Raw genomic sequence first — 16,876 nt, 5'->3', positions numbered from 1 at the left:
GGCCTTGAGTGGTCGTGCCGGGTGGGCATGGGCTACCAAGGGTGCAGCTCGGCGGTGAGGGCGCGGAGACGGAAGGACGGCTTCGGCTCCTTCGAGGACCCGGCGTGCGCCAACGCTGGGAGGAACGCGAGCACACCGCGACAGTGAGTGCTGCACCACTCATGGCCGGACTCCGGCGCCGCTACCACGTGATGGTCGCCTTGATCCCGCGCCTGCGCATGTAGGCCGGTTGCGGCGGGACCGTATGCTGCGCCGGCCCGCACACGGTCCGGCCGCCTGCGGGGCCTGCCCGGAACAAGGCGAGGTACCCGGATGGCTTCCAAAACCGGTCGATTGCGACGAGTCACCTCGCTGACCGGCTGTGATCACGACGCTCAGCGGCTTCTGCCCCTGCTCGACAGCAAGGTGGATCTTGGTGGTCGGGCTGCCTCGGGAGCATCCGAGACCGTGGCCGACCGGCTCGACGCCAACGCCGCCGCCCCGGCTACGACGAACGCACACCTGGGACCGGGCCGAACACCAGGCCGGCACCGCCGAGGCCGGGATGCCGATCTACCTCTGCACGCCGCGCAGCCCGTGGCGGCACGGGACGAGCGATCACCAACCGTTTCGTCAGCACCTCCACCCATCCAGGTGATACAGTTCGGAACAAGTTTAGTATTGTACTAATAAGTATCCTGTACTTTTCAGCTACGGAACAAACATCTCACGAAGGATGTGTCCATGCTTCAGCGCATCACAATCCCGCGCGGCCCGATCGAACTCGCAGCCGATCTCTATCTGCCCGACGGCACCGACAGCGCCGTCGGCACGGACGAGGCGGCTTCAATGCGCACCGTCGTGCTCTCCACCCCGGGCAGCAGCGTGAAGGAGCAGATCGGCGCGAACTACGCCTCCCGCCTCGCTGCGCGCGGCATCGCGGCACTCGTCTTCGACCCCGCCCATCAAGGCCAGAGCGGCGGCGAGCCCCGCGACCTCGAGGACCCGTACCGCCGTGGCGAGGACATCTCCTACGCGATCGACGCACTCACCACCGTCCCCGGCATCGACCCGGAGCGCATAGGCGTCCTCGGCATCTGTGCCGGCGGCGGCTACGCGGCGCACACCGCCCGCACGGACCACCGCATCAAGGCGGTCGGCACGGTCGTACCCGGCGAAATGGGCACGTCGTTCCGCGGATTCCAACCGGACGGCGCCGCGGCCGCGCTCGACCGCATGGCCGACGCACGCATCAAGGAATCCCGTTCCGGTGAACTCGCCCGCGTGAACTGGCTGCCCGACACCTTGGAGGAAGCCGCGGCGGCCGGTCTGACCGACATCGACACGACCCAGGCGATCACTTACTACCGCACCGAACGGGGCCGCAACGAACACTCCACGAACCTCCGCCTCTCCCGCAGTGACGCATTGCTGCTCGGCTACGACGCGTACCATCTGGTCGATCAGCTCATGACCCAGCCCCTGCAGGTCATCCTCGCCGGACGAGTCGGCAACACCGGCTCCTACGAGTCAGGCATGCGGTTGTGGAAGCTGGCCCCCAACCCGGTCGACCTCATGGTGATCGAGGGCGCCGGTCACTACGAGATGTACGACGAACCCGAGTACGTCGACGCCGCCGTCGACCGACTCGTCAGCTTCTACTCGGACAACCTCTGAAGGCCCCACCCTGGCCACCGGGGACTCCTTTGTCAACGATGAAGCTGCCCGCGCCCGCCTGGCGGCGCACGCGCCCTTGGTCGACATGGAGGGCTACGCCCTGGCGACGGCTGCGCACCTGGCCAGCGCATCTCTGCACATCGTCAAGCACGTCAGCGACAACGCAGGCGAGGGAGCCGCCAACACCTGGCGGGAATCCGTCGCGGAGTGCGCCCGCGCGCCCTCGCGGACTGGGCAGCCCACAACGTCCCCGCCTACGCTTGAATCGCTCCTCATCCCCCCCGGACAGACGGGTTTTCGGACGAACGCCCCCGCAGGCGGAATTCGTCAGGAAGTCGTGCACAGCCGGATACGTGGCCTCGGCCCATGTGACCTGCTTCGATCCGCTGCGGCGACGGGGCAGTTTCAGGTGGTCCTCACGCAGACTGATCAGCACCTGGCAGGCCGAGCCGAGTTCGTCGAAGCGCCGGAAGGTGGCCAGGCTGGTGCCGGGCCAGAGACGGACCCCGTACTCGGATCCCTCCGCAACCATGCTTGCCACGGTCGCGTAGTCCGTGGGAGGAGTCAGCCGTTCGATCAACGTCTCGAAGTTGTCGTCGTCCGAGTCGTAGTTGTCGCTGTCCGGGTCACGCTGAGTTCTCGAGGTCGCGTAGCGGGCCCTACACGAAGGTCTCCGCGTCGGACGACCCGGTCGTCTCCTCCGACTTCGCCCGCTGCACAGCGGGGAAGGGCTGTGACATAACCCGTGAGGCGTTGGCCTCGGCCGCCCTCTCGAACGGGTCGCTCGGATCGCTGACCTTGAGGCCGTCGCCTCCAACAGTTCCGGCGACCGGGCCCGAGCGTTGCTGGATCACGTGCGTAAGTTCATGGGCCAATGTGTGATCGTCACCGCCGTCTTTGCCGATGACGACATGATTGCCCGAGGTCCAGGCTCGGGATCCGAGGGCGGCGGTCGAACGCTCGGCTACAGCGTCGGTGTGCACCCTGACATCGGAGAAGTCGGCCCCCAGCCGGGCTTCCATCTCCGTACGTTTGGTGGGTTCGAGCGGGCGGCCAGCCGAACGCAGGACCTCGTCGACAGCGGAACGCTGTACCGGCTGGTGCCCGCAGCCCTCGCCGTGCTGGTGCTTTTCCTCGGCTCGCTGGGCAGTCAGCAACTGCACCACGGCCCTATTGCCGACTCTGTGCTGCAAAGCCATCAGGCCCCCGAATGAACCAGACGCCGCTGTCGTCCGGGATGGCACCGGCTTCAGTGGCGTCCGCGCCGGAGACTGAGGGGACGTCCGTGCCTTGTCGTCGTAGCGCATCGATGAGGACCTTTCCTTTGCTTGCCGGGAACTCCACCATGCCCAACCGCGGTGTGAAACCGCCTTGCGCGGATGCTGCTCCATGGCGCCACGACCTTGCCCTTATGGTCAGACACCGTTGCCCATGGGTTTGCGCAACTCGCCAACTGGCCTGCCCAGTCACCATTCCCGCCCATCGACCGCAACAAGAGCCCGCTGACCGCCGTGGACAAGAGACGGTGCGCCTGGCCGACGTCCTGGAGGCCCACCCGGGCCCCAGCGACGTCACCGACTCTTGCGTTCAGAGCGACATCGTCTTCATCGCGGCCGGGAGCACGTGGGTGCTCGACTTCCAGGTCGACGCCGACGGCGAGGTGTTCCAGGACCCGACCGGCGCCCTGGCCCGGCCGATGGCCCCGCCGCCGACGTGCTGGGCACCGTTGTCGTCCCTGCGCTCCTAGTGTCCAGCAGCTTTCGCTATCCGGCCTGGTTAGAGGCATCGTCCGGAGTGTAGTTGGCTGCTGGCACGTCAGGGGCGGTCTTGCCGGACCGCCCCTCCAACGAATGACATCGAGAACTGTCAGCGCAGCTACGAGGGCACCTTCCCGCGTGATCGACGACCTTGCCGACGCGTCCTGGAAATGCCCGAAGCCGAGCCTTCTGCAACACCCTTTACGAGCTCGTGCACGGTAGGCAGTGAGGCGTCGAAGGCTTCGACGTGGCTCCGTGTTCATGTCTGCCGTGGTGACGTCAGGTCCGCAGGTCTGCATGTGAGACAGCAAACCGGCGATCGCCTGGACGGTATCGCTCATGTGTTCGCGACAGCCTAGGGCCATGGCCCGCCAGTTCTTACTGTCGCGGCGTCGTGACATCGATGATGACGGCCGATGAGGACACGTAGTCCGCGCTTCACGCTTCGTGCGTCAAGATACGCGCGGCCGGCTCCCGACTCCTCGCCTGCACTCAGTCCAAGGGCCCGGCGGGGACCGACATCGACGGCACCGACCTGTTCGCGCCGGCCGGGTCGCTCGCATGGCTCGGTAATCAGCCCGCGCTCGCGCCACGCGTCGATCACCTCTTTGATGTCGTCACGAGCGTGATTCTGACGAGCGCGGGAAGCGGCGATGCCGACATCGAACACCTGCCTTCTCGAACCACGATCTCGCGATCGTAGGATTCTCCCGCCCACCCTCACCCTGTCGGCAGCGTTCCCTGCTTAACCTCACGTGTCCACCCTCTCGATCCGTAACCCGGACGGCTGCGACGGCAGTTCCTCGATGGCGACAACACACGCCACCAGCCTGGCAGGGACGGACATGTCACCCCGGCGGATCGCCGTAACGATCAACGCCTACGAAAATCTTGGAAGAGCCAGCTTCAGGACAGTCCCACCCTTGGCACCCGAGCTGACCGATGTCGGGTCGATGACGTCGCCGGTCACCACGTGCAGCGCCGGTGAGTCCGGGTAGGTCGCCGTGACGGTTCCTGATCACCAGGCTGTGCAGTCTTGTTCCAGCTGGAAAAGGACGAGGGCGGTTCGAGGGATGCAATGGTGTTGCATGTGTTGTCGAGCTCAGCCGGTTCGCTGCCCTCGGACCTCTCGACCGGGGACGGCAGCACCAGGCCATAGCCCGGTCATCATGACTTGCCGTCGTTTGGTATCCATCTGCGGGATCCGTCTTCGTCGAGTGCCCAGCATCCCGTGATATACCTCGGGGCGATGCCGCCGGGGAAGTCGACCTCGGCCTCGTCGTACTTGTCCGGGTGCATCGTTTGGGGATACGTCCTGTTGGCGTCAATACCGCCGGGTACGTCGATCTGGTAGATGTAGGAATCGCCGCCGTCGAGCGGCCAGTTGAGGTCTTTCTTTCTGGTCGTCGCCACGTAGGCTGAGGGCGCGTTACTGTGCAGGAAGTCCTCGAGATTCGTGTTGGCTGGATTCTTCGGCGCGAAGCCCTGTTTGAAAACGATGTACCAGGGGCGGCTGTCATTGCGGTACAGGGGCTCGCGAGAGGTGCGCCAGACCGCCTCACGCGGGAGCTTGTTCACATCCACTCTCACGAGGGCCGCCTGGAGCGCGTTACCCGGTGTGCTGCCGTCGGCGCGGCGGGGGGCGTTCGGCCGGCGGACGGCGTTCGCGCGGCGGAGGCCCAGCGCGGCGGAGGCCCTGACGCGGGTGAGATCGGATCCGTTCCCGCTGGTCGATGACGGGCCGAACAGACTGCTGCTCATTCCTTCCACCGGCGCGTATGCCTCGGCTTCCCAGCCCGAGTAATCCTCCTCATAGCTCTGCGCTGCGGGGGAGCCGGACGACCTGGCCATCTGAACCGGGACCGTCACGGAGGCACTCGGGGCGGTGACAGCGTCTCGCACGTTCTTGTCGTGTTCCTCCTTAATCGCAAGCGTCAGCCTCGCGTTGCCTGCCATCTGCTGCAGGACCAGCAGGGAAGGAACTGACGACGCCGCGGTGGACCGCCAACTGACGACGCTGCGGTGGACCGCCAAGAGCGTTGTGCGGATCTCTGGGCCTTGGGTGTGAGGCGTGACTCGTGTGTGTACATGGTCCTTGCTGTCGTGTGAAAGCCAGATCCGTCGACCGTAGAGTGGCCCGGAGGCAGATAGCGCCAGCGCATGCGACGAGGGGGCGGGCCTGGCCCCTGAGAGGTGGATTTCTGTTCGTCGTTGTGCAATGAGGGTCAGGATAACTTATCGCTGTTCGAAGGCGATCCGTACTTGCCTGTCGGTCACGGTGGTCAGGTCGTCTTCCAGACCGTTCGAGAGACTATGGCCCTGGTTTTCGGCACATTGGGCATCTCACGGAGCCCCTGCGTACCTCAGGGCGCCCCGCTGCCCGTTCGGCTACGCGGCACAGCTAAGACCGTGTCCTATGTGGTGAGGCGGATGAGTCGCTTGTAGCAGCACAGGGCGGCGGCCAGGCCGAGAAAGGCCAGGTAGTTGCGGGGATCGCGTTCGTAGCGGGGGCTGAGCCGGCGGTAGCCGGACAGCCACGACATTGTGCGCTCGATGACCCAGCGGCGTCGTCCTAATCGCTTGCTGGACTCGATGCCCTTGCGGACGACGCGCACGCCGATGCGCTTCCATCGGAGCCATCTGCGCAGATCAGCCCGGTCGTATGCCTTGTGGGCGTGCAGGCGCTGGGGCTTGAAGTAGCGGCGCGGTGGGGGTCGTGTCTCGTTTGGTGACCCTCCACCATGGGCTTCAGCCCTTCGCTGTCGTGGGTGCTACCCGCGGAGACGCCGACGAGAAGGGGCAGTCCGTTCGCGTCCGACAGGACGTGCATCTTGCAACCCGGCTTGCCGCGGTCCACGGGGCTCGGACCTGTGTGCCCGCCCCTTTTTTAGCCCGGATGTGGGCGGTGTCGAGCACGGGTGACGTCGATGAGGCCGGCGTCGTCAAGCCGGTGCAGCACGGCCTCGTGCAGCCGCCCCCAGACACCGGCTCTCGACCAGATCAGGAACCGCCGATGGGCGGTCGACTTCGAGACGCCGAAGCACGGCGGCAACGCACGCCAGGCGCAGCTGGATACCAGCACGTAGATAATCGCGGCGAACAGCGTCTCATCAGGGGTGCCCTGTTTTCCACCGCCCTGCGGCCGCGCCTTCGACGGCGGGATCAACGGCTTCGCGATCTCCCACAACCCGTCCGGAACAATCCAACTCCACGTACCCCGCCCCATGCCGAGTTCAACGAGGCTTCACCACATAGGACACGGTAGTTCAGTCCAGCAACGTCGCTGCCCTCGACGTCTCGTGACGGTCCGTTTGATGGAGTCGGTGGACCGTTTTCGTGCTGTGGGCTGAGGCTATGGCAGGTCGCGGGCACGAGTGTCGTCTCGGCGTGGCACCGGCTTCCACTGGTCCGGATGGTGAGGTGCTGTCGTCGGGTTGGGGAATCCGCTGGTCAGCCGGAGGTCGGCAGGAGTGCGAGCCGTTCGAGTGCGGCGGTGATGTGGCTGGTCCAAGGCCAGTGCCGGGCCAGTCGGAGGATCCGCCGACGGCCGGTGGTCACGAGCTGTCCGGCTGCGGTGAACAGGCGAAGCCGCAGGCGGCGGGTTTCCCAGAGACGGGCCTTGCCGGTCAGCGCGAGCATCGGCGTCCAGACCAGTAGGTCGAGAGCGATCTGCACGATCTCCAGCCAGATCCGGTACTGAGCGGTGCGCTTCAAGGGCAGGTTCCGCAGGCCGGTGGCCCGGGCGGCCCCGACACGGTCCGCGGCCCTCGCCCGACGACGGTGAGGCAGCTCGAGTTCGGCGATCGGCCGGCGGCGGTGTTCGTCGCGAAACAGGTCAGACGCATGCCGTCCGCGTCCGTGAGCCGCAACTGGGCCCCGGGATGCGTACGTTCCCCCCTGGCGGTCAGCCGCATGCCCTTGCGCCAGCCGTCCAGGACGTCGCCGGTGAGAGCTTGGCGACCCAGACCCCGTCCCGGACCTCGCCGTCCGCCTCGACGGCCGGCGTCCAGGCCGAGGCCAGAACGCGCAGGACGTGCCGGTGGATCGCGTCGGTGATCACCATGCGGGACCGAGAAGGACAGCCACCGTCCCCGTTGGGCGAGCCAGGCCACGAAGTCGTGGGTGGCGCCCCGCGGAATCCGTGCGGATCAGGGTCCGCCGGCCGCGCCGGAACCTGATCGACACCTGGGCCAGGGCGAGTTGGGCGGTGGTGATGTGTCAGCGGCGGTGTTCGATCCCGCGTTGCCCGGCTTGAGGAGGGCCGCGACGGGTTCCCCGGTGCCGTCCGGCCCGTGGTCGACGAATGCCATGAGCGGGTGATGGCCGTAGGTCCAGGTGGGTGCTGCGGCGTCCTCCTTGTCGGAGTGCGCGATCACCAGCACCCGTCGAGGTCCACGGTTACCGTCCCGCCCGCGTCAGGGCGCCGCCTGACCGGCCAACTGCCAGACTCGTTCGCGGGCTTGGGCTCGCGCGAAACGGATCGTCTGCAGGACCTTCTCCCCGGAGGCGGCGAGGGTGTCGACGAGGCGGGAGACCGTCGGGTCGGAAGCGACCGGCCCAAACACGGCCGGCTCGACCCGCAGCATGCCCACATCCGCCGCGAGGCAGTCCCCGCCCGACGCACCGCCAGGGCGATGTCCAGGAGGACCTTCCCGGGGTCGTGAACGGCCCTTGGCTTCCGCCACGGCGACAGCCCCGTGGGAATATTGCCTGGTCAAGGCAGCTCTTGCGGACCGTCTCCACGAGCAGGACCGAGCCGGCCGGCGAGACCGCCTGGCGGCCGTCCCCCTGGCCACGGACACACGGATACGACGCGGTAGACACTCTCAGGATACGACGGGGCCCGACCTGAAGTGCGTCCTCCACGACCTGGATCCACCGTGCAGGAGAACGCTGGCCGGGCCGCCTCGGCCGTACGGTCCGCGCCGTGTGCGGCATTCCGCCCGAGGTCCCCGCTTCAGGCCGAATTGGCGCTCGACGGGCCGAAAAACTCGATCTCGGCGATGGCAACCTGCTTCTTCGACGACGTACCGGTGGCCGACTCGATCGTGAAGCGGACCGAGCTGACCGTGCCGACGCGGAAGGGAATGCGCTGGCCGCCCGCACCCGGGTCGAGAGTGATCTCGCGGGTGGCCGTCTTGCCGTCGGACAACGTGATGGTGGCCTTGAGACGGTGGGGCCGGGCCGACTTGGTGATCTGGTCGGGGCGGGTGGAGACGCCCGGCGTGATGATCAGGTCCAGCAGGCGGGTCGGCGCATCGAACTTGGCTTGGAGCCACTCGCCCTTGCCGGACTCCGACACGCCTGGTCCCCACCAGGTGTTGTTGAGCTTGTCCCCGGCCAGGTCGGGCTTGTGGCCCGGGTAGGAACGGGACGCGCTCCAGCTGTCCGGTTGAACCGAGGCACGCTTGGAGAAGTGGTCCTTGGCGGCCTGAACGCCCTTGGGGATGTTGAAGCCCAGCACGATCAGCAAGGTCACCACAATCGCCGCACCCAGCCAGGTCAGTACACGGTCGAAGGCACGGCGCAGGCGGGGCCGTTCGCCCGCCCACGGGGCCTCCCGGTTCCCCGCACCGAAGAGACGGCGCCACCAGGGCAGTTGTCCCGGTGTGCGTGCCTCGCCGGCCACCGGCATCGCACAGCGGGTGCAGAAGTGCCGGTCGGGCCGGTTGCGGGTGGAGCACCAAGGGCACGGCGTCCCGCCGTCCGCTCCGAGTTCCTCACCGGGTGCCCTGACCGCCTGCGGGCCCTGCGGGGCCGGGCGGCCGGGCAGCACGGGCGCCACCGACGGCCATGCCGTGGGGGTCGGGTCCGGGTCGGCGACCGGTACCAGCAACTGGCGGGCCCGGTCGGACATGCCGTCGGGGGCCGCGCCGGGCGCCGGCGTCGTGGGGGACCTGATGTTCGTCGCCGGGGTGGGGACCGGTTCGGTGGGTGCGGTGTCGTCCACGGCCCAGCTGGTCGGGTGGTGGGAGGCGCCGGGTTCCAGGGCCGGAGGGTGAGTGAAAACGTCCGGGGCGGGGGCTTCGGGGCGGGTGGTGCCCTCGGGCGGGGGCGCCGGTGCGGGCTCAGGGGCCGCCGGATCGGTCGCCGCCGTCGCACGCGCGCCCAGCAGGTCCCGGCGCGTGCGGACCGGCTCCGCATTCCCGCCCACCCCGGCGAAGGCATCCCAGTCGGCGCCGCCCGAGCCGCGGGGGGCGGCGGGGGCGGCGGGGGAAGCGTCGCCGGAACCCCCGTCAGCCCCGTCGGCAGTGCTACGGGCCTCCCCGGCGCCCCTCGCACCGTCGCCCCCGCCCGCCCGGTCCGTCCAGCTCAACACGGCACCGCACGCGTCGCAGAACGCTTGGCCCGGTTCCGCGCTGGTGCCGCATTCTGCGCAGTTCAGGGGGGTCGTCATGGCGACGGGGTCCTTTCGGCGGGGGGTAGCGCGGTCACCTGGACCGTGTACGGCATGTGGGCAGGGCGGGCGGCTGCCACGAGGGTGTCCAGGCGGTGGCGGTCCGCCGGAGTGGGGTCGGGCAGGTACAGATGGACATGGAGGTGGGGGCGCGGGTCGCCGGGGAACAGGCCGAGGGGCCGGGCGCTCCAGGTGGCGCCGCCGCTCTCGGTGATCTCCGGTTCGACACCGAAGGCAAGCCTGATCGCCTCGGACAGGCCGCGCACGGTGCCCCGGATGCGGTGCAGATACGCCGCGGCGGCCACCGCGGCCCGCAGCAGCTCTTCCGGTTCCGTGCCGTCGGTCTCGGCGCCCACCCAACTTCCCAGCCACTGGGCGAAGTCGAGCGGCGCCAAGGCGGGCCGGAAATAGGTGTCCAGACAGTCAAGCACGTTGTGGATCGGTGCGACCACCTCGTCGAGACCGGCCACGAAACGCTGGACCAGGTCGTCGTCGGCGAACACCCCCGGCAGCATTTCACTGAGCGGCGCGGACGACGCGAGCCCGTCGATCGATCCCCTCATCGGCAGCTCCCGGCCCGGCGGTCGACGCTCGTCACGATCCGTCTCCGATCACCCGAACACGGTGGTCGAACGAGAACACCAGCGACGGGGCCGAGAGGTCGATACGGTCCGTGGCCTCGCCGCGCTTACCCGTCAGCGGGTCCGCCGGGTGCAGGACCACCTCATCGACCAGTTCAACGCCCGGCACCCGCTGCAGCACCGCGAAGACCTCGCCGGACTGCACGGGGCGGCCGAAGGGCCAGCCCGTGCCGTTCGCGCCACCGGTCAGCGGGTCCAGGTGCCGGTACAGGGCATCGTGGGCGTCTCGGCGCACCTTGTCGCTGTCGACGCCGCGGAAGGCGTGCACGGTGGCCACCACCGTCACACCCTGGTAGAACGGCGGTCCCACCGCCAGTCGTGTCCCGATCAGGCGGCGTTCGTCCAAATACCGGGTGATGCGGTCCAACAGGGCATCCCCGGGTACCAATTGCTCGAAGCGGAGACGGCCGCCGGGATCGGGGACGGCCTGCGGCACCACCAGTACCCGTACCGCGTACGCCCCGTGCTCGTTCTCCTCGCCCTCCAGACAGGTGATCCGGGCGGCCTCCGGGGCGGCGCGGCGGGCAAGCTCCTCGTAGTCCCGCAGCGTCACCGCCCGCTCCTGCGCGCGCAGTGTGATCGGTGCGCGGACCTTCGCCTCCTCGACCGTCTCGCCGTCCACCCCGCCGCGCGCGGCCTCGCGGTTGACGACCGAGGAGACGTACGGGATGGAGGTGCGCAGGACCTGCACCGCGCCCCGCGCCACGTTGCCGGCCCGGCCGCCGCCCGTACGGTATTGGCGGGCGCGGATCGGGGAGCTCTTGGGCGCGACCATGCCGTACTGGCGCAGCGTGCCGTCGGGCTCGCGCACCGCGGGTCCGAAGGTGATCTCGCCCGACGTCGCGTCGAGGGTGATGTGCCGGTCGTACGGCCCGGACCCGGCGAAGTGCGGTACCACCTGCCAGTCCACCCAGCCGTCGTCCTCGGCGGTCTGCAGCAGCAGAGGCGGGTCGTCTCCGACCACGGGCGCGTGTTCGAGGCGCAGCCGCTGCCCGGGCAGCCCGGTGGACTCTCCCAGCGTCTCGTCGTACACCGTCTCGGCGTGTACGGCGGGCGTGGTGCCGCCGATGGTGAAGGCCTCGGCGGCGCGGATGGTCGGCGAGGTCGTGTAGAAGGGCTGGCCGGAGAGCGGCTCGGTGACCCGGCAGCGCAGCCAGCCCGCCTCCTGGCCGGCGTTGCGGGACAGCACGTGTCCACCGGGGACGTGCAGGACCACCTCGCCCGGCCGGTTGAGGCCACCGGTGCCGTCCCGGTCGACCTCGCAAGGCTGCCAGCCGTCCGCGGTCCACGCCTCCCACACCAGCGGCGGCTGACGCGGGTCCACGCCGACGCCGTCGACCTGGCTGTCCAGGTCGAGCACGATAGCGCAGTGCGGCACCGCGTTGGTCAGGCCGAGCAGCATGCAGTCGCCGGGGGCGGGGGCCTCCGAGAAGCACAGCAGGTCCTTGTCCTCGTCGGCCAGGTCGTGCGTACGCTCCACCGCGGGCTCGCCCGTGTGCTGGGTCAGCAGGTGCCGCAACTCGCATGCCACGACGCGCAGTTCGCGCTCGGTGGCGAAGACGACCGCCTCCTCGCTCTCCGGGCGCATGGTGGCCACCTCGGTGCCCACCGGCACGGTGATCGCCTCCTCCTGGGGCGCCGACAGCCAGAACGTCACGTCCGTGCGGGCGGCGGAGGGCGGGAAGAGGGTGATACCGACCAGGTCCAGGAAGGCCAGGTGGTTCCTCTCCGGAACCCGGTTGAGGCGGTAGATGATCTGGTCGGCCATGTGGGCGACGGTCTCGACGAGGGTGATGCCGGGGTCGGAGACGTTGTGGTCGGTCCACTCTGGGGCGCGCTGCTGGATGTAGCGCTTGGCGTCGTCGACGAACTGCTGGAAACGGCGGTCGTCGAGGTTGGGTGAGGGCAGGGCCATCAGTGGTCGCTTTCAGTTGCCGTACCGGCCGCACCGGGGCCTTCGGGCTCATCGTGGGAGGGAATGACGTAAAACGGGAAGACCAGGCTGCGCGGGTTGTTGGTGCCGCGGATCGAGTAGCGGACATCCACGTACAGCACGCTCTGGTCGCCACCCGCCGTCACCGCGACCTCCTCGACCTCGATACGCGGTTCCCAGCGGTCCAGGCTGGTCAGCACCTCGTGCTGGATCCGGCCCGCCGTCTGCTCGTTGACGGGCGCGAACACCAGGTCGTGGATGGCGCAGCCGAAGTCTGGCCGCATCGGGCGCTCGCCCGGCGCGGTCGACAGCACCAGGCGGATCGCCTCCTCGATCTCTCGCTCGCCGCTGACCAGCGCGATCCCGCCGGTCGGCCCGATGCGCAGCGGGAACGACCAGCCGGACCCGACGAACTGCTCGGCCATCAGACGGCCACCTGCCTTCCTCTTGCCGGCCCGGCGTACCGGCGGGGACGTCCGATCATGCCGGGAGGGGGTACTTGACGGTGTTGACGAACACGACACCGGCAAGGTCGACCCTTAGGCCCTTGATATTGACGTTGGTGATGGCGTTGATACTGACGTTGGTGATGGCGTTGATCGTCGTCGCGAGGTTCGACGACAAGTTCATGGCTCCGCCCATCGCCTTGACGTCGACCCCGCCGCCCAGCGACGTGAGGCTGACCAGGCCCTTGCCCTTCAGCATGAGCGGCCCGCCGCTGTCGATCGTCACCGACTGGCGGCCGTGCAGCCTGAGGCTGGTGCCCGCTTCCACCGACACCGAACCGCTGCCGGTGATGCTGACGCTGCCCTTGCTGTCCACGGTGATCTCGGTCTTGGTGCGGTCGAGATTAATGATCAGCTTGTCGTTCCCGCTGGCGATCCGCACACCCTGCTTGCGCCCGCCGGTCTGCTGGCTGAGCAGGTCGACACGGTTGCCCTGGCGGTCGGACAGGGTGTGCCGTACGGCCTGCCTCTTCATGCCGTCGTGCAGGGGCACGTCGGAGACGGTGGGCTTGTCCCGGCCGTTGTAGAGCCCGCCGATGACGAACGGGTGGTCCAGCGCGCCCCGGTCGAAGGCGACCAGCACCTCGTCGCCTACATCCATGGGGAAGACTCCGCCGCCGCCGACACCGCCCAGCTGCACGGTGCGCGTCCAGTCGCTGACGTAGGTGTCGTCCAGCCACGGGAACTGGAGCTTGACCCTGCCCTGCGCGAGCGGGTCCTGTACGTCGGTGACGATGGCGTTGGCGACGCTGGGCAGCCGTGCGCCACCGGCCGAGTTGGCGCCGCCCGACGCCAGCCCGTAAAGGGAACGCCACTGGCGCCCGCTGACAGTGATCCAGGACTCGTAGTGCCTGCTGTCGCCAAAGACGTGGCGTACCGAGGTGACGGTGTACTTGCCCTCGAAGGGCTTGCCGACGTTGGAGAGGGCGATGGGCACGCCGGGCCTGAGGTCGGGGTCGCCGTAGACGGCGACCTCCAGCTCCGCGAAGGAGGAGGTCACGTCGGCGGCCAGTGCCTTCGCGGCGTGCTGGACCTCGTCCTGCCTGTCGTAGGGGTTGGCGGTCTCGACGAGCTTGGCGGCCTTGAACTTGCCGGCGGCCTCCCCAGGTGTCCAGCCGATGCTGATGCCCGGGTCGGTGGTCGCGGGCGCGATCTCGGTGATCTTCTTCTTCGTGGTGACGTTCCAGCCGCGCGACTCGACCTTGCCGACCTGGTCGGCCGCGGTCACGGCGGACCGCAACCTGAGGATGTCGTGACCAGCCTCGAGCACGAAGGTGCTCCTGTCGCCGTCCGTCGTCGGCGAGGGCGCGCCCGCCGACGGCTTCGGCGTGACGAACCGGAACTTCCCCTTGGCGTCCAGGAACATGACCATGTTGTTCTCGTCGGCGAGCCGGGACAGGAAGTCCCAGTCGGTGACGTTGGACTGGCTGATGAACGCATACGTGCCCCTCGTCTGCTGGATACGGCCGATGGACACACCGTCCATGGCGGCCAGCTTGCGGGCGATGTCGGAGGCCTTCTGATTGCGGTACGCGGCCACGCGGCGCCGGCGCATCATGCGGTGCCCGAGGTCGTAGCCGCGGATGACGGTGAAGCTGCCGGTGCCGTCGTAGTCGGCCTCCAGGCCGGTGACCTCGCCGGTCAGCAGGGGGTTGCCGATGCCCTGCCCGTCGGCGATCGGGGTGATGACGACCCTGGTGCCGAACTGCACCTTCAGCTTGTCGAGGACCAGGTGGTTGGGGTCGCGGAAGGTGAGGCGGAATGCCGCGGGCACGCCGACACCCTGGTCGACCCAGCCCTCCACGAGCATCGGGACCATCTGGGAGGGCAGTTTCGCGCCACCGATCTTCACCTCGACGACGCTGGAAAAAGCGTGCCGCACCATCAGTGAGGCACCTCCTCGGCGGCCGGCAGCACGAGTTCGGTGCCAGCCCTCAACGCCCCGGGGTTGTCGATGCCGTTGGCCTCGGCAATGGAACGCCAGGCGGCCGCGCTGCCGTACTCCCGCCAGGCCAACGACTGTAGCGAGTCACCGGCCACGACCCGGTGCACGCGCTGAGCGGTCAGCGCGCCGGAGGTCGGGTTCTGCCCCGCGGTCTTGCTGGGGATCTCGTGCAACTGGAGCTGACAGGTGGCGCGGATCGGTATCCCGGTCGTCCCGAACAGCGTGATTCTGGCCTGCACGGCACTGACGTACGCCGTGAATCGGGCCGTCCGGAACGACCCCCACTCGAAGACCACCCACGGTGGCGACGGCTGCTTCGCGTCGACACTCGCCGGCGTCACCTCGCAGCACTTGAGCAGCGACTCGATCATCTTCAGCAGGTCGTTGCTGTCCGGATCGCCCGAGCGGTCGAGAAAGATCTCCAGGCTCATCTCCCGCCCCTGGGTACCCATGAACTCCGGGAGCGCGCCGGTGCGTTCAGTCTGCGCGGGGGTGGTCTTCCACTGGGCGTTGCGGGACAGCGACAGCTGCGCCGGGTTGTATTCGAAATCGAACGTCTTGATGATCGAGCCGGGGGTGCGGCTCTGGCCCTTCGGCGGTTCGTGGATGGCGAGCGTGGCGTGTACGAGGCTCTCGCCCACACCAGCCCAGCTGGCGATGCTCATCTGTCCTCCCGTCCTCAGCTCGTGAACCCGTGGTGGGCGATCTCCAGTACCTCGGTCGCCACGGCGGGGCTGGCCGGGTCGAGGGTGGGGCCGGTCCAGCTGACGGGCAGGACGTCGAGCAGGCCCCACTGGGCGACCTCCGAACCGTCCGCGCGCAGCGCCGTGATCTGGGCCGTGGGCCGCGAGATGCCGGTCTGCACGGTCGAGATCCATTCTGCGACCTTTGCGGTGTCCTGGGTCAGCGGGCGGGTCAGCCGGATCGTGGAGAAGGTCACGCGGGACGGCAGCTGCCACACGAATCCGTTGTTGCCGCCCTCCTGGAACTGTTCGACATCCACTTGCGCCGCCAGCCCCTCGCATCCGTTGAAGTAGCCGAGGTCGTCGCCGTCGATGCTGAGGGAAAACCAGATGGAGGAGCCCGGATCTTGGTCGGACATCGCGGCGGCCTTTCTGTCGTGCTGGAGTGACGTGCCAGGTGGTCGGGGGTGGGTGGCAGGGTCGGGTGGTCAGTTGCGGGGGTCGCGGAGCCTGCCGATCCGTTCGCGGTCCATGCGGAGTTCGGTGCGGACCAGCCGGGTGATGCGGCCGATGATCAGGTGTACGAGCTCGTCGAGCTGGAAGTCGGTGAGCGCCCGCGGATCGAAGGCGCCCGCCTGCACAGCCTCGTACTCTGGCGGGCGGCTCGCGGCGGGCGGGACGCGCTGGGGGAACGTGCTCGCGACGGTGGACGTGGTGGACGCGGCCAGGGCACCGACGGTGCTGTGCGTTCCGGAACTCCTCGGCTTGGCCGCAGGCCCGGACTTGAACATCGAGCCGAAGCGTTGGACTACGGGTGGGGGTGGGGCAGACGTGGTCCGAGGCGGGTTGGTCAGGGGGGCATGGGAGGTGGAGGCGGTGGGGCCTGGTGACGGGGAGCGCGGGGGCGCAGCGGGTGCGGACTTGGCGGAGGGCGTGGCTTTGCGCTGAACCGGCAGGGCCCCGGCGGCAGTTGGGAACGTGAAGGATGTGGGAGGGGGGCTGAAGGGGGTGCGCGGCGCTGTGGGGCCGGTCGGAGCTGCCGGGGTGACGCGGGTGGTGAGGGGCGCGGCCTCGGCCGGGGTGGTGACAGACGCACCGGCAGGAGACACAGCACGGCCAGTGCGCTGAACAACAGGAGCGTCCGACGCAGCACCACCCTGGATGCCGGGACGGGCAGCCCGCACCGACGGCCCACCCACCCCCGTGGTCCCCGCAGGGACGGACCGCGAGACAACAGGCGCGGCCTCGGCCGGGGTGGAAACTGACGCACCGGCAGGAGACACAGCACGGCCAGTGCGCTGAACAACAGGAGCGTCCGACGCAGCACCACCCTGGATGCCGGGACGGGCAGCCCGCAC

At 68.7% G+C, this 16,876-nt stretch carries 13 protein-coding genes and 4 pseudogenes; 4 read left to right on the top strand and 13 right to left on the bottom strand.

Going from position 1 to position 16,876, the window contains the following annotated elements; translation table 11 throughout:
• Nucleotides 1-723 precede the first annotated feature (723 nt).
• Together ACZ470_RS34605 and ACZ470_RS34600 are read left to right on the top strand one after the other, a co-directional pair.
• The gene (locus tag ACZ470_RS34605; protein ID WP_468433767.1) at nucleotides 724-1,656 is read left to right on the top strand and encodes an alpha/beta hydrolase; all 933 of its coding nucleotides are present in this window, start codon (nucleotides 724-726) and stop codon (nucleotides 1,654-1,656) included.
• A gap of 10 nt (nucleotides 1,657-1,666) precedes the next feature.
• The gene (locus tag ACZ470_RS34600; RefSeq protein ID WP_468433805.1) at nucleotides 1,667-2,398 is read left to right on the top strand and encodes a phosphorylase family protein; all 732 of its coding nucleotides are present in this window, start codon (nucleotides 1,667-1,669) and stop codon (nucleotides 2,396-2,398) included.
• Here the strand turns inward: ACZ470_RS34600 and ACZ470_RS34595 are convergent.
• Both ACZ470_RS34595 and ACZ470_RS34590 read right to left on the bottom strand, forming a co-directional pair.
• Nucleotides 2,316-2,510: a hypothetical protein gene (locus ACZ470_RS34595; protein WP_468433809.1), complete on the bottom strand. Its 195-nt coding sequence runs from the start codon at nucleotides 2,508-2,510 to the stop codon at nucleotides 2,316-2,318. The genes ACZ470_RS34600 and ACZ470_RS34595 overlap by 83 nt on opposite strands.
• Before the next feature lie 39 nt (nucleotides 2,511-2,549).
• Nucleotides 2,550-2,678, bottom strand: a pseudogene (locus ACZ470_RS34590) (eCIS core domain-containing protein); the annotation flags it as partial.
• Nucleotides 2,679-3,181: 503 nt separating this feature from the next.
• Here ACZ470_RS34590 and ACZ470_RS34585 point away from each other — a divergent pair.
• Both ACZ470_RS34585 and ACZ470_RS34580 read left to right on the top strand, forming a co-directional pair.
• Nucleotides 3,182-3,403 carry a hypothetical protein gene (locus tag ACZ470_RS34585; protein ID WP_468433765.1) on the top strand — a complete coding sequence of 74 codons (222 nt, stop codon included), beginning with the start codon at nucleotides 3,182-3,184 and terminating at the stop codon, nucleotides 3,401-3,403.
• A gap of 395 nt (nucleotides 3,404-3,798) precedes the next feature.
• A pseudogene (locus ACZ470_RS34580) lies at nucleotides 3,799-4,116 on the top strand (SbtR family transcriptional regulator); the annotation flags it as partial.
• Between the two features lie 464 nt (nucleotides 4,117-4,580).
• Here the strand turns inward: ACZ470_RS34580 and ACZ470_RS34575 are convergent.
• The 11 genes and pseudogenes from ACZ470_RS34575 to ACZ470_RS34525 form a co-directional block, all read right to left on the bottom strand.
• Nucleotides 4,581-5,369 carry a scabin-related ADP-ribosyltransferase gene (locus ACZ470_RS34575; protein ID WP_468433763.1) on the bottom strand — a complete coding sequence of 263 codons (789 nt, stop codon included), beginning with the start codon at nucleotides 5,367-5,369 and terminating at the stop codon, nucleotides 4,581-4,583.
• A gap of 458 nt (nucleotides 5,370-5,827) precedes the next feature.
• Nucleotides 5,828-6,639 (bottom strand): annotated as a pseudogene (locus ACZ470_RS34570) (IS5 family transposase).
• A gap of 224 nt (nucleotides 6,640-6,863) precedes the next feature.
• A pseudogene (locus tag ACZ470_RS34565) lies at nucleotides 6,864-8,243 on the bottom strand (IS1380 family transposase).
• 127 nt (nucleotides 8,244-8,370) lie between these two features.
• Nucleotides 8,371-9,810 carry an NADase-type glycan-binding domain-containing protein gene (locus ACZ470_RS34560; RefSeq protein WP_468433761.1) on the bottom strand — a complete coding sequence of 480 codons (1,440 nt, stop codon included), beginning with the start codon at nucleotides 9,808-9,810 and terminating at the stop codon, nucleotides 8,371-8,373.
• Nucleotides 9,807-10,373, bottom strand: coding sequence for a phage tail protein (locus ACZ470_RS34555; RefSeq protein ID WP_468433759.1), 567 nt, complete (start codon nucleotides 10,371-10,373; stop codon nucleotides 9,807-9,809). Before ACZ470_RS34555 ends, ACZ470_RS34560 begins: the two co-directional genes overlap by 4 nt.
• Nucleotides 10,374-10,404: 31 nt before the next feature.
• Nucleotides 10,405-12,366: a putative baseplate assembly protein gene (locus ACZ470_RS34550; RefSeq protein WP_468433757.1), complete on the bottom strand. Its 1,962-nt coding sequence runs from the start codon at nucleotides 12,364-12,366 to the stop codon at nucleotides 10,405-10,407.
• Nucleotides 12,366-12,809 (bottom strand): GPW/gp25 family protein, encoded by a 444-nt coding sequence (locus ACZ470_RS34545; RefSeq protein WP_468433755.1) that lies wholly within the window; start codon nucleotides 12,807-12,809, stop codon nucleotides 12,366-12,368. Before ACZ470_RS34545 ends, ACZ470_RS34550 begins: the two co-directional genes overlap by 1 nt.
• A gap of 55 nt (nucleotides 12,810-12,864) precedes the next feature.
• Nucleotides 12,865-14,775, bottom strand: coding sequence for a VgrG-related protein (locus tag ACZ470_RS34540; RefSeq protein WP_468433753.1), 1,911 nt, complete (start codon nucleotides 14,773-14,775; stop codon nucleotides 12,865-12,867).
• A complete protein-coding gene (locus ACZ470_RS34535; protein WP_468433751.1) occupies nucleotides 14,775-15,500 on the bottom strand; it encodes a CIS tube protein in 726 nt (241 codons plus the stop codon). The genes ACZ470_RS34540 and ACZ470_RS34535 overlap by 1 nt, the downstream gene beginning before the upstream one ends.
• Before the next feature lie 14 nt (nucleotides 15,501-15,514).
• The gene (locus ACZ470_RS34530) at nucleotides 15,515-15,937 is read right to left on the bottom strand and encodes a phage tail protein (protein WP_468433749.1); all 423 of its coding nucleotides are present in this window, start codon (nucleotides 15,935-15,937) and stop codon (nucleotides 15,515-15,517) included.
• Between the two features lie 69 nt (nucleotides 15,938-16,006).
• Nucleotides 16,007-16,309, bottom strand: a complete 303-nt coding sequence (locus ACZ470_RS34525) for a hypothetical protein (RefSeq protein WP_468433747.1) — start codon at nucleotides 16,307-16,309, stop codon at nucleotides 16,007-16,009.
• Between the last annotated feature and the right edge of the window lie 567 nt (nucleotides 16,310-16,876).

Source organism: Streptomyces sp. NPDC031111 (assembly GCF_055570675.1).
This window is presented reverse-complemented; position numbering and strand designations above follow the sequence as displayed.

Coding starts and splice junctions, on each gene's coding strand:
- ACZ470_RS34550 (WP_468433757.1), bottom strand. CDS start 12,366: ATGGCCCTGCCCTCACCCAACCTCGACGACCGCCGTTTCCAGCAGTTC.
- ACZ470_RS34605 (WP_468433767.1), top strand. CDS start 724: ATGCTTCAGCGCATCACAATCCCGCGCGGCCCGATCGAACTCGCAGCC.
- ACZ470_RS34530 (WP_468433749.1), bottom strand. CDS start 15,937: ATGTCCGACCAAGATCCGGGCTCCTCCATCTGGTTTTCCCTCAGCATC.
- ACZ470_RS34540 (WP_468433753.1), bottom strand. CDS start 14,775: ATGGTGCGGCACGCTTTTTCCAGCGTCGTCGAGGTGAAGATCGGTGGC.
- ACZ470_RS34535 (WP_468433751.1), bottom strand. CDS start 15,500: ATGAGCATCGCCAGCTGGGCTGGTGTGGGCGAGAGCCTCGTACACGCC.
- ACZ470_RS34555 (WP_468433759.1), bottom strand. CDS start 10,373: ATGAGGGGATCGATCGACGGGCTCGCGTCGTCCGCGCCGCTCAGTGAA.
- ACZ470_RS34575 (WP_468433763.1), bottom strand. CDS start 5,369: ATGGCAGGCAACGCGAGGCTGACGCTTGCGATTAAGGAGGAACACGAC.
- ACZ470_RS34525 (WP_468433747.1), bottom strand. CDS start 16,309: ATGTTCAAGTCCGGGCCTGCGGCCAAGCCGAGGAGTTCCGGAACGCAC.
- ACZ470_RS34560 (WP_468433761.1), bottom strand. CDS start 9,810: ATGACGACCCCCCTGAACTGCGCAGAATGCGGCACCAGCGCGGAACCG.
- ACZ470_RS34545 (WP_468433755.1), bottom strand. CDS start 12,809: ATGGCCGAGCAGTTCGTCGGGTCCGGCTGGTCGTTCCCGCTGCGCATC.